The sequence below is a fragment of the Bacillus sp. sid0103 genome (assembly GCF_019219025.1).
On sequence record NZ_JAHUWN010000037.1, the window covers coordinates 16,368 to 28,690 of the forward strand.

At 36.8% G+C, this 12,323-nt stretch carries 13 protein-coding genes and 2 pseudogenes; 3 read left to right on the forward strand and 12 right to left on the reverse strand.

Going from position 1 to position 12,323, the window contains the following annotated elements; all coding sequences use genetic code 11:
- Positions 1-237: 237 nt before the first annotated feature.
- A complete protein-coding gene (locus KW850_RS28265) occupies positions 238-843 on the reverse strand; it encodes a TetR/AcrR family transcriptional regulator (RefSeq protein WP_218351042.1) in 606 nt (201 codons plus the stop codon).
- 187 nt (positions 844-1,030) lie between these two features.
- Here KW850_RS28265 and KW850_RS28270 point away from each other — a divergent pair, with 187 nt between their 5' ends.
- On the forward strand, positions 1,031-1,471 hold the full coding sequence (locus KW850_RS28270; protein ID WP_218351043.1) for a PaaI family thioesterase: 441 nt from the start codon (positions 1,031-1,033) through the stop codon (positions 1,469-1,471).
- Between the two features lie 213 nt (positions 1,472-1,684).
- Here KW850_RS28270 and KW850_RS28275 read toward each other — a convergent pair whose 3' ends face one another.
- The 4 genes and pseudogenes from KW850_RS28275 to KW850_RS28290 all read right to left on the reverse strand — a co-directional run bounded on the left by KW850_RS28275 (position 1,685) and on the right by KW850_RS28290 (position 4,349).
- Positions 1,685-3,010: a GntP family permease gene (locus tag KW850_RS28275; protein ID WP_098934479.1), complete on the reverse strand. Its 1,326-nt coding sequence runs from the start codon at positions 3,008-3,010 to the stop codon at positions 1,685-1,687.
- Positions 3,011-3,110: 100 nt separating this feature from the next.
- Positions 3,111-4,004 carry a phosphogluconate dehydrogenase (NAD(+)-dependent, decarboxylating) gene (gene gnd, locus KW850_RS28280; protein ID WP_218351044.1) on the reverse strand — a complete coding sequence of 298 codons (894 nt, stop codon included), beginning with the start codon at positions 4,002-4,004 and terminating at the stop codon, positions 3,111-3,113.
- Positions 4,005-4,073: 69 nt separating this feature from the next.
- Positions 4,074-4,187, reverse strand: a pseudogene (locus KW850_RS28285) (fructose-bisphosphatase class II); the annotation flags it as partial.
- A 27-nt stretch (positions 4,188-4,214) separates the two neighbouring features.
- Positions 4,215-4,349 carry a BA3454 family stress response protein gene (locus tag KW850_RS28290; protein ID WP_218351045.1) on the reverse strand — a complete coding sequence of 45 codons (135 nt, stop codon included), beginning with the start codon at positions 4,347-4,349 and terminating at the stop codon, positions 4,215-4,217.
- A 617-nt stretch (positions 4,350-4,966) separates the two neighbouring features.
- Between KW850_RS28290 and KW850_RS28295 the strand changes: the two genes are divergently transcribed.
- Together KW850_RS28295 and KW850_RS34375 are read left to right on the forward strand one after the other, a co-directional pair.
- The gene (locus KW850_RS28295) at positions 4,967-5,911 is read left to right on the forward strand and encodes a 3-hydroxyacyl-CoA dehydrogenase NAD-binding domain-containing protein (protein ID WP_256358508.1); all 945 of its coding nucleotides are present in this window, start codon (positions 4,967-4,969) and stop codon (positions 5,909-5,911) included.
- Positions 5,912-6,045: 134 nt separating this feature from the next.
- A pseudogene (locus KW850_RS34375) lies at positions 6,046-7,031 on the forward strand (acrylyl-CoA reductase family protein).
- 206 nt (positions 7,032-7,237) lie between these two features.
- On the opposite strand, the gene KW850_RS28305 reads toward KW850_RS34375, so the two are convergent.
- The 7 genes from KW850_RS28305 to spxA form a co-directional block, all read right to left on the reverse strand.
- The gene (locus KW850_RS28305) at positions 7,238-7,666 is read right to left on the reverse strand and encodes an organic hydroperoxide resistance protein (protein ID WP_098934476.1); all 429 of its coding nucleotides are present in this window, start codon (positions 7,664-7,666) and stop codon (positions 7,238-7,240) included.
- A gap of 136 nt (positions 7,667-7,802) precedes the next feature.
- On the reverse strand, positions 7,803-8,468 hold the full coding sequence (gene wrbA / locus KW850_RS28310) for an NAD(P)H:quinone oxidoreductase (RefSeq protein ID WP_098934475.1): 666 nt from the start codon (positions 8,466-8,468) through the stop codon (positions 7,803-7,805).
- A 125-nt stretch (positions 8,469-8,593) separates the two neighbouring features.
- Positions 8,594-9,202 carry an alpha/beta hydrolase gene (locus KW850_RS28315; protein WP_218351069.1) on the reverse strand — a complete coding sequence of 203 codons (609 nt, stop codon included), beginning with the start codon at positions 9,200-9,202 and terminating at the stop codon, positions 8,594-8,596.
- Entirely contained in the window at positions 9,202-10,146 is a 945-nt protein-coding gene (locus KW850_RS28320) for a ring-cleaving dioxygenase (RefSeq protein ID WP_218351046.1), read from the reverse strand. Before KW850_RS28320 ends, KW850_RS28315 begins: the two co-directional genes overlap by 1 nt.
- 101 nt (positions 10,147-10,247) lie before the next feature.
- Complete coding sequence (locus KW850_RS28325) at positions 10,248-11,186, reverse strand: ring-cleaving dioxygenase (RefSeq protein ID WP_218351047.1); 939 nt, start codon at positions 11,184-11,186, stop codon at positions 10,248-10,250.
- 187 nt (positions 11,187-11,373) lie between these two features.
- Positions 11,374-11,802, reverse strand: a complete 429-nt coding sequence (locus KW850_RS28330) for a MarR family winged helix-turn-helix transcriptional regulator (protein ID WP_218351048.1) — start codon at positions 11,800-11,802, stop codon at positions 11,374-11,376.
- Between the two features lie 125 nt (positions 11,803-11,927).
- Entirely contained in the window at positions 11,928-12,323 is a 396-nt protein-coding gene (spxA, locus tag KW850_RS28335) for a transcriptional regulator SpxA (RefSeq protein WP_218351049.1), read from the reverse strand.

Consider the following 12,323-nt stretch of genomic DNA (forward strand, 5'->3'; position numbering starts at 1 on the left):
ATTTTGTATTTTTTTAAGCATACTGTCTTAATAATTTGTATCATTAAATTGATTTATTCGTTTAAGAATAATCATTCTTAAATTTACAAAAAATGATTTAGTGTTCGTGTTTGAATTCCCACTTTACATTCGTTAATACATAACATATTTACGCTCCTTGATTTGGTATTGAAGGACTAGAAGTTCCCCCACTTTTATCAGTTATTGATTCTTTATATAGTGTGAAAAATTCAATTCTCAATCTATATTATTCGTCGTTTCAAGTTTAGTTAGGTAATCTCTTAAGAAGCCAATAGAGCGGTTTATATAAATAGTGTCATAATATAGCTTTGTCATCATTAGAGATCCCTCAATTGTGGATATAAATATAGTTGTAAAAGTTTCAGAATCTATTGTAGGAATGATTTCTCCCTTTTTTATCCCATTTCGAACTATTCGAACGATCATGGAATATAAATCATTCATAGCCCTTACTGTCGCCTCCCGTAAATCGGGATGTGCATCATCTGACTCTATCGCGGCATTTAAGATCGGACAACCTCCAGGAATGGGCTTCCCTTCTACTAATAACAAAAAAACATCAAGTATAGCATTCAGCTTTTCAATAGTATTATTTTGGTTTTCAATAGCTTTTTGAAAAGTCATGAACATGGTATTAATTGAGTAAGAAAATGCATCCAATGAAAGTTCTGCTTTACTTTTAAAGTGATTATATATTCCTCCTTTTTCCATCCCGATTTTTTCCATGATAGTAGTAATAGAAGTACTCATATAACCTTCTGTATTTAATAGTCCAGAGGCTTTTTCAATAATCATCTGCTTAGTTCGTTCACCCTTGCGCATATTTTTGTCCTCTTTTCTAACTGATTTTTCAAACTGATTGGTCTGTTAAAATTAGTATAACTCTATAAGTCTTCATAATCACATTATTTTTATCTGAACATTGCAATTATATTGACAAATAAAACCTACTAAAGTATATAATAAAAACAGACCGTTTTGTATTTTTTTATAATGGAGGGATGTTAAAATGAGTAAAAAAGTTCTTGATATGCAAAAAATTATTAATGGTGAGGTTCCACCACCACCCATTGCAAGGTTAATTGGGGCGGAGCTGGTATATGTTGAAGAAGGAAAAGCAGTTTTTGAATTACAATGTAATACAGAAAAACATGCAAATCCTATGGGGACGATCCACGGTGGAATTCTATGCGATATTGCCGATATGGCGATGGGTGTAGCCTTTTCGAGTACATTAGAAACTAATGAAACCTTTACAACCGTTGAACTTAAAATTAACTATTTAAAACCCGTTTGGAACGAAAAAATTATAGCAAAAGGAGAGGTTATGAAAAGAGGAAACACTATAGGGTTGATTAAGTGTGATGTTTTTGATGAAGGAGGTTCCTTAGTCGCCCATGCTTTAAGCACATGTATGATTCTTCGAGGAGAAAAATCAGCAGGAAGATAGGAGCACAATTTTAGCTTATAAATTAATGGAGAAAAGACTGCTTTAAAAAGCGGTGACAGTAACAAAATTCAATAACACATACTCGTAAATTATACAAATGATTGATACCTAATGAAGGAGAGAAGCTCAAAATAAGCTTCTCTCCTTCACGTAAATTATTTATAGATGTGGCTCTTTAAACTTCCTCTATAGTTTATATTAGTAGTATTGTTTTTAAACAAACAAATTAAGCAATAATACACCCCCAAAAGCAATAAATGAAAGGATTGTCTCTAACACTGTCCACGTTTTAAAGGTTTCTTTCACGGATAATCCAAGGTATTCTTTTACCATCCAGAATCCAGCATCGTTTACATGTGAGAACATCAATGATCCTGCACCTGTCGCGATAACAAGCAATTCTAGATTCACACCTGACATGTGTTGGACAACTGGTGAAACGATACCAGCTGCTGTTGTTAAGGCAACCGTTGCTGAACCTGTCGCAATGCGAATTAATCCAGCAATCAAAAATGCCAAAACAAGCGGAGATAGTGATAAATGTTCGGACATTTGAGCAATGGTTGTACCTACACCACTATCGATAAGAATTTGCTTAAATCCACCGCCGGCCCCTATGATTGCAAGGATTGAACCAACTGGCAGCAAGCTTTCTTCTGTAAATTTTTTAATGGCTTTTTTATCCATGCCTTGACGAAATCCGAGAAAGAAAAATGCCGTAAAATTAGCAATCAAAAGCGCAATGACAGGACTGCCAATTAATGTTAAGAATTTCAGCAGGCCGGCAGGTAGTGACATATATGGTGCAATAGCTGATAAGATCATTAATAATACTGGTAATAAAATAACAAAGAATGAAATCCCTGTTCCAGGTAATTTTTTCGCCTCTGTATTAATACGAATCAACTCTGGTTCTCCCTCAGGAATCACGTGTTTATGAACCCACTTTGCAAATAATGGACCTGCGATGATGGCTGCAGGCAACGCAATGATTAGTGAGTAGAGTAGCACTTTCCCAAGATTAGCCTTATAGATTCCTATTGCCGCCATTGCCCCTGGGTGCGGCGGTACTAGACCATGTACGACGGATAGTCCAGTGATGGCAGGTAATGCGATTAATAAAATATTTTGTTTCGTTGTTTTATGAATTGAGATCACTAAAGGTAATAAAATCAATATGCCAACTTCAAAGAACACCGGAATTCCGATAATAAAACCAGAAAGTAGCATAGCCCATGGTAAATTCTTGACACCAAAGGAACGAACGAAGAAATTCGCTACTTGCATTCCAGCACCTGATTCTGCCATCATCTTTCCTAAAATCGTACCTAACGCCAAAATTCCTACTAAGTGACCTAGAACATTCCCAACCCCAGTTTCATAGGCACTCACGATTTTATCCATTGATAAACCAGCCATAATGGCTAAAAACAAACCCGCAACGGTTAAACTAATAAACGCATGCCATTTCCACCAAGAGACTCCCAAAACGACGATCACAATTGCTGCTAATGTTACGAGCAGTAAATACGTATCCATACTTAATTCCACCTTTCCAATTTACTTAGATTATCTACTTCATTTTGTTGTATAAATGATAGTGTGTTTGAGTAATTAAAAAGAAATACACGATTTACTATTATTTTTTTACCACTGCATGTCCACCAAACTCATTGCGCAAGGCTGCCACGACTTTCCCTGTAAATGTATCGTTCTCTAGTGAACGATAGCGCATCAATAATGACATTGCTATAACAGGAGTAGAGGCTTGAAGATCCAAAGCTGTTTCAACTGTCCATTTCCCTTCACCGGAAGATTGCATGACCCCTTTGATTTCATCCAAATGCGCATCTTTAGAAAATGCATTTTCTGTTAATTCCATGAGCCATGAGCGAATGACGGAACCATGATTCCACACTCTTGCTACTTTTTCATAGTCGTAGTCAAACTCGCTCTTATCTAATAGCTCAAATCCTTCACCGATCGCAGCCATCATTCCATACTCAATTCCGTTATGAACCATTTTCAAGAAGTGACCACTACCAGCCTTCCCTGCATACAAATATCCATTTTCCACAGCAGTGTCACGGAAAATAGGTTCCACAATATTCCATGCTTCTTGATCTCCGCCTACCATGTAGGACGCTCCATTTCGAGCTCCCTCCATCCCGCCAGATGTTCCTGCATCCATAAAGTGAACTCCAATTTCTCTCAGCCGGTTGTAACGAAGAACCGACTCTTTATAATGGGAGTTACCAGCTTCAATCACTATGTCCCCTTTTGTTAAAAAGGGTGTTATCTCATCAATTACCGAATCAACTACGGAGTGTGGAACCATAATCCAAAGGACTCTTGGTGTATCCAAAGATTGAACAAGTTCCTTTAAGTTGGAAGTGCCTTTAGCTCCGTATTTTGCCATTTCTTTGACTGAGTCAGCATTTAAATCAAAGGCTTCAACTTCGTAGTTGTGATCCAATAGATTTTGTCCTAAATTTAACCCCATTTTCCCTAATCCGATTAATCCAACTTGCATACTAATTTCCTCCTAAAAATTATTTTCATAAAAAAGGATGATTCTTCCCTAACCATGTCTAAATCGACATCATTTTTTTAAACTATGTTGACCTTCTATAAACCGAACCGTGCCTGTTTTAGCACGCATGATAACCGAATGAGTTGTAGCGAAACTTCCTTTATATTGAACCCCTTTAAACAAATGGAATAGTAAGATTGTGAATTATTATTATTTCGCCCATTGATTTCTAACTTGTTCTTCAGCCAAACGTAAGATCTCTTGTTTTGAAACCTCTTTATGGGCAATAACATTTGTTAAATAATTTTTCCCTTGAAATCTGACTGTAACAGTTATTTCCATCATAATTATCTCTCCTTTCTACAATGTAAATTAAGTGGAGGCTCCCGTAACCTAAAATTCATTTTCGATTGTCAAAATAACAATTAATGACAAATAGAATTCAGCGGAAAAGGATATTCCATCTGGTGAAAATGCTATATCAGCCGTTTCCGGATAAAGAACTTAGAATCATAGCGAGAGTCAGTGTTTATGCAATATCTTTTCTGCATTCATAAGTTTTGAAACAGATCCAAAAGATACACTACCCTTGAAAGATCGCCTTTTATTTTGGTAACTTTTTTATATAAGGTTATCTTTCGTAACCATAATAACTCTATCTACATTCATTGTCAATTAAAATTTTTAAAAGTTGCTAAGCCCAATAAAACCTTATCAATTCTATTATTATCTAGGTGAAAACTACTTTTAAGATAAATATTTAATAAAATTTCTAAAGGTTTTATATACATTTATTTCTACCACTATAAATGTATTGGTTATTTTTAATACATTCAATTATTAGTGGAATCATTTTAATGTTGTTAGGAGGTATGTGAACGATTTGTAAAATAAAGGATTCTCTATGGGTAAAAATATCATTGACTTCTGTCAAAAAATTCTTGAAAGGAAAAATACAAGCTATGATGAATAAACAAACTAACAGTCCCCATTTACCCGAAGATCTACGTAGGTTTGGAGCCGGTGTTATTGGGATTTCGTGGACAGCCTTATTTCTAGCAAAAGGTTTAGAGGTTCGAGTAAACGATGTCCGTTCTGACCTAGAGGAAGTTGTGCATGAAGGTATAAAACAGATTATCCCAACATTACGTGATCTTGGACTTCCAACTGAAGGCCTTACAGATCGACTAATTATTGAGCAAAACCTGGAACGTGCGCTTGACGGTGCCGCTGTTGTACAAGAAAACGGCCCTGAACGTATAGGCTTTAAACAAGAGTTTTACAGTCAAATCGAACAATTTGTGAATAGAGAAACATTATTGTTGTCATCCTCTTCGGGTTTAAAAGCAAGCGATATAGCAGAGAAAATGGAAAATCCAGAACATATGTTAATCGGCCATCCTTTTAATCCACCACATCTTGTCCCATTGGTCAAGATTGTGCCTGGAAAAAATACGGCTTCTAGTGCGGTTGAAAAAGCCGTGTCTTTTTATGAAGGGTTAGGTAAGCACCCACTTGTGTTGAAGAAAGAAATACCTGGATTTGTAGCGAACCGTCTACAATCAGCATTATTCCGCGAGGCCATTCATTTGGTATTAGAAGGAGTTGTTTCGATCAAGGACCTTGATGAAATTGTAACAAGCTCGATTGGTCTTCGATGGGCAGCAGGTGGTCCATTCTTGACTTTCCACCTGGGAGGTGGAAAAGGAGGATTCCCAGCCTTTCTCAAACATCTAGGACCTGGAATGGAGGCACTTTGGGATAATCTTGGTAAGCCACGACTTGATGAAACTACGATTCAAACATTATCCGAACAGGGTATCTCTTCTTATGGCAACATTTCAGAAAAGCAACTTGAAGAAGAGCGTGATCGTCGACAATTATCCGTGCTCCATGCACTAAATTAGAAAAAGTAATGACACCTACGTACACATAATAAAAAAGAACCGTTTGCCATGTTCTTTCCCAATAGGAACATGGTTTTTTATGCTAAAGCTGAACAGGATGTTTTATATCATGAAGAGAGGATATGATTAAGAAAATGAATACTTTTCAAGCAATGGTGTTAGATAAACTTGGAGATCAAACAAAGTTAGAAATTAAACAATTACATATGGAAGATTTACCGGAAGGGGAAGTTACTATTCGTGTTGCTTATTCTAGTGTGAACTTTAAAGACGGTATCGTAGCTTTCCAAGATAGACTTGTAAAGTCCTATCCATTAGTGCCAGGGATAGATTTATCTGGAACGATTATGGAATCAAGGGATGAACGATTTAAAACAGGTGATGAAGTAATTGTGACCGGCTATCAACTAGGAACAGGACATTTTGGCGGATTTAGTGAAATGGCACGTGTACCTGCAGAGTGGGTTGTTCCTCTTCCAAAAGGATTGTCTTTAAAAGAAGCCATGATCCTAGGAACAGCTGGGTTTACCGCAGCATTATCTGTTCAAAGGCTTGAAGATAATGGATTGGAACCTAACCAAGGACCCGTTTTGGTAGCAGGTTCTACAGGTGGTGTAGGGAGTATTGCCGTAAATATCTTAGCTAAAATAGGTTATGAAGTTGTAGCCAGTACAGGTAAATCTAACCAAGAAGGATATTTAAAAAGATTAGGGGGCTAAACAAATTATTAATCGCAATGATAGTAGATACAGATCAAACACCAATTCGTGAAGAAAAATGGGCTGGTGCTATAGATCCTGTTGGTGGAAAAACACTTCAGTACATATTGAGTACTTTGAAATATGGAGGGTCGGTAGCTACCTCTGGTTTTACAGGTGGGAGAGAAGTTTCTACAACAGTTCTTCCGCATATTTTAAGGGGCGTCAATTGGCTCGGTATTGACTCAGTTCAATGTCAAATGAATAAGCGATTAAAGGTTTGGGATCGTCTCGGTGATGATCTTAAACCAACAACGTTAAATGATTACGTAGCAAATGAAATCTCCTTTAAAGAGCTTCCAGGAGTATTAAGGGATATTTTAGACGGAAAAATACGTGGAAGAACGATTGTTAAACTATAATATGCTTAGTTCAAATCACAACAAATATACATCAATTATGATTTGAGCATTTATGTCTAAAACGCCTCAGAATTAGTTCTGAGGCGTTTTAATATGATTCTCAGTATTAATTTTTGGAAATAAAAATGTAAGACAAACCTACATTGCAGAACACTGTCCTCGATAAGGCTTTTATGCTTTTAAATAAATTAGCACTAAGCAACGATTTATTCAACAACCTGGAGAGTGACATCAATATTCCCTCTTGTGGCTTTTGAGTATGGACAGAATTCGTGGGCCTTATGTACAAGCTCTTCCAATTTTTCCTTTTCTACACCAGTTCCTTTTACTTGCAGCGTTACTGCAATTTTGAATCCTTGATCAGCCTCATCTTTTAAGAAATCTACATTTGCCGTTACTTGTGATTCGAATTTGACATGTTCCTGCCTTGCGATGTGCTGTAAAGCTCCATCGAAACAAGCAGAGTAACCGCAAGCGAACAACTGTTCAGGGTTTGTCGCGTTTGGTAATTCTTTCGCTCTTGGGGAGCCGGGCATTGCTAAATCCACTTTTATCTTGCCATCAGATGATTCAACTCTGCCTTGTCTTCCTCCACGAGCTGTTGCAGATGATGTGAATAATGGTTTTGTAGTCATCGATTTTCTCCTTTTTTGAGAATAATGTCTTGCCTTAATGTTCACAAAGAGAGAGCTTATTACCCTTAATTCAAAACCTAACAATTTGAAAAGCTAATCGGAAATTTCCCACTAGCTTTTCTTATCGGTCAAAATGTTATTGATTCGCTTTTTTGACCCACTCCGCAACTGTAACGGTACGTTTAGCTTGATGTTTAACAGCTGCCTGTACGTCTTCAATCATTTTTCCATCTTGTCCAACAGTAACACTTGTTCCATAAGGGTTACCACCTGCTCCGAAGGTGACTGGATCTGTATAACCTGGAGCCGCCACAATTGCACCCCAATGATACATGGTTGTATAAAGTGATAAAATTGTTGCCTCTTGACCGCCATGAGGATTTTGCGCAGACGTCATTGCACTAACTACTTTGTTTACAAGCTTCCCGTTAAACCATAACCCTCCTGTTGTATCCAAAAACTGCTTCATCTGTGCTGGCATGTTACCAAATCGAGTAGGTACACTGAAAATAATGGCATCTGCCCATTCCAATTCATTTAAGGTTACTTCAGGTACTGCCTTCGTTGCTTCAACATGTGCTTTCCAACCTGGATTTCCTTCAATAACTGATTGTGGAGCGAGTTCCGGCACTTTTAATACTTTTACTTCAGCACCTGCTTCTTTCGCTCCTTCTTCAGCCCATTTTGCTAGTTGATAGTTTGTTCCACCCATGCTGTAATAAATGACTGCTAATTTTACATTTGTCATTGTTTCGATCTCCTTTTCTGATGAATTTCCAAATAGTTTTGATAAAAAACCCATTTTAACACACCACCTATTTTCTCAATCTTTTTTAATTATTATTCATAAAAAGCATTTTAACTTTTTGATTCATTTTTTAAAAACCAGTTGATAAACATTCATTACATAGTCTGTCCTAAAATTTTTTAAATAAATAATTTGCGATACCATTGAGCTGCGGCTTCTACCTCTTCGACGGTTAACTGATGGCCTCTATTCTCCCAATGAAGTTCAACCTCTGCGTTTGCGTCCTCAAGTAACGCTTGTAGTTCCGCCGATTCCATCGGTGAGCAGATTGGGTCATTTGTTCCAGCTGCAATAAATACTGATTTCCCTGACAAATCTGGAAGATCAATTCCTTTTCTCGGCACCATTGGATGATGAAGAATGGCACCCTTCAATGCATTTTGATAGTGGAATAATAAACTAGCCGCAATATTTGCACCATTAGAATACCCAATAGCAATAATATTATTTCGGTCAAATTCATATTTCTTTGATGCTTCGTCAAGAAACTCATTTAATTCTTTTGTTCGGAATATTAAATCTTCTTCATCAAAAACTCCTTCAGCTAATCTTCGGAAAAATCGAGGCATTCCATTTTCCAATATATTTCCACGTACACTTAATACTGAAGCCTTATCATCAATTCTTCCCGCAAGAGGCAGCAGGTCTAATTCATTTCCACCTGTACCGTGTAGCAACAGTAAAGTTGGTTTTGATGAATCAGTCCCCTTATTAAATATATGTTTCATCATTTATCTCCTTCCAGAACGCGAACCTCCACTGGGGGTAAGGTTTCTTCTAATTCTTCACGCTTTGACTCTAACCATGAAGGTAACATGAGTTTTTTTCCAAGTTCAGCAACAGGTTCATCAACCGAAAAGCCTGGCGGGTCGGTCGCTATTTCGAAGAGGATTCCTCCTTCTTCATGAAAATAAAGAGCTTTAAAGTAGTTCCGATCAAGTATTTCTGTCGGATGATACCCCTTATCTTTGAGAAGCATTCTCCACCTGCTATGATCTTCGTCATTCTTTGCTCTCCATGCTATATGGTGAACCGTCCCTGCCCCCATTAGCCCTCGGACTGAGGGATTTAGCGTGATATCAATGGTATTTCCAAGTTGTCCTTCAGATTTAAATCTTAGAAATTCGTCTTCTTGTCCAATGCATTCTAATCCCAAAATATTTTCTAGCATGTCCGTGGTCTTATGCGGCTGAGCAGATAAAAGAACAGCGCCGCCAAACCCTTTAATAGCATTCTCTGCTTGAATTCCCCCAAAGTTCCAATTATTCATTGGTCCTTCATCTCGTTCAATTAGTTCAAGTTGAAGTCCATCTGGATCGTTAAATTTCAAATAACTTTCCCCAAAACGAACGGATGAAATAAATTCAATATTGAATTTTTGCAAACGTTTCTTCCAAAATTGAATCGAGCCTTTTGGGATAATATAACTTGTTACACCCACCTGTCCTGTTCCAATTCGACCTTTGAGCTGTTTAGGCCATGGAAAAAAAGTGATAACAGTTCCAGGTTGGCCCATTTCATTCCCAAAATAAAGATGATATACTTCTGGGCGATCAAAATTTATCGTTTTTTTAACGAGCCTTAACCCCAGTACACCAGCATAAAAATCAATATTCCTTTGTGGATCGTTAACCATCGCGCTTATATGATGGATACCTTCTGTTTTTTGCATCTTTATCTACTCCATTTCAGCAATGGGATTGGGTGTAACCTTCTCTTTCGGTATTCGCGGCTGGGTCTATCAAAAGCAAAGCAATTTTTCTCTTTCGTGAATTAATCTAATTCTCTTACTTCAATCGGAAGCAATTCTTGCTCAATTTGTCCTCTATGAGGTTCGTATTGTGAAGGCAGCATCAATTTTTCTCCCATCGTCGCTAATGATTCATCATGAGCGAATCCTGGTGGATCTGTTGCAATTTCAAATAGAATTTCCCCATGTTCTCTAAAATAAATGGCATTAAAGTAGTTTCGATCCTGTACAGGTGTAACACCATAACCGTTCGCCTCAACATACCTCTTCCAATCCAATTGATCCTGGTCATCTTTAGCCCGCCATGCAATGTGGTGTACTGTTCCTACACCCATTTGACCGCGTCCAATAGAAGTTAATTTTAGGTCGATAATATTTCCGATATCTGCAGAAGAACGATAACGAGCGAAATCTCCTTCTTTTCCGATAAATTCAAGTCCCATTACTTTCTCTAACAATTCCCCGGTTTTGTTAGGTTGTGCAGATAAAAGAGTTGCGCCGCCAAACCCTTTGATAGCAACTTCAGGAGTTACCCCACCGAAAGTGAATGTATTGACTTCCCCTTCTTCTCTTTCCACAATTTCCAAGTGAAGTCCATGCGGATCATCAAATTCTAAATATTGCTCTCCAAAGCGTTCCATTTTAGTGAATGAAACGTTGAATTTTCCCAATCTATTTTCCCAAAATTCCATAGCGCCCTTCGGAACAACATAAGAAGTGACCCCAACTTGACCGTCACCAATGATTCCTTGACGAGCTCCAGCCCATGGGAAAAAGGTGATAATCGTACCCGGTTTTCCGCCTTCATTACCGAAATAAAGATGATAAGTACCAGGATCATCAAAATTTACCGTTTGTTTCACTAATCGTAACCCTAAAACGCCAGCGTAGAAATCTACATTTTCCTGTGGATGTCCTACGATAGCTGTTATATGGTGAATACCCATCGTTTTCTTAGTCATTTTTGTCACTCCATTTTCTAAAGTTTTTTTACCAAACCTGTTCAATTGTCTGATACTTTGGAAAACACATAAATTGTATTAATCTAATCCCTAATAAATATATTGTACATTTGATGCAAATTAACTCTTATAAGTCCAATTAATTTTGATTCAAAAATCTCTAAATCGAGATATTTAAACAAAAAAATTATTTTTTCACTCTATTATTAATTTTTCTCAAAAGATTGACGATTATCTGAACTTCATCATTATTTAAAGAATCAAAAATATCATCCACTAATTCTTGATGTTTTGGCATGATTTTCTCCATCAAATCAATTCCAGCATCAGTTAATGTGACATGTATGACACGCCTGTCATCAGGACATGGAAGTCGATTTAATAAACCTTTTTGTTCTAATTTATCAATAACATACGTCATCGAACCACTGGATATTAGTATGCTATTACCAATCTGCTGAATCGTTTGTTTTTCATTATGGTAAAGCACTTCTAAAACCGAAAATTCTGTAATACTTAGGTTATTTTTGGACATTTCATCCCTTATTCGCTCCTGAATTATTTTAGATGTATGCATCAATTCTAGAAATGGTTGGTTGGTGCATTCTCTATTCATTTTAACCACCTACTTTAACGAAATATCTCATTTTAGTATATCTCGAATTCGAGATATTGACAAAAATAATAATATACGGTGTTATTTTAGTCAATATCTTTTTTATTTGTTTTTAAACTTTATATCTAATTAATCATCCGTTGAGCTTCACGAAGTTGGATAGTACGATTTTCACGCGGCATGAATCTACGAATTTCTTCTTCGTTATATCCGACTTGTAACTTTTTTTCATCAATGATTAAAGGTCTTCGTAATAATTCTGGGTTATCTTTAATGAACTTGTACAATTCTTGAAGTGATAGAGATTCAATGTTACCATTCAATTTTTGAAATGCTTTCGAATGTGTTGAAATGATTTCATCTGTACCATATTCTGTTAGTCGAAGAATTTTTTTAATCTCATCGATCGTAAGCGGTTCAGATAAAATGTTTCTTTCTTTATATGCAATTTGGTTGTTCTCGAGCCAAGTTTTGGCTTTACGGCAATATACACAACTAGGTGTTAAATATAAAGTTACCAT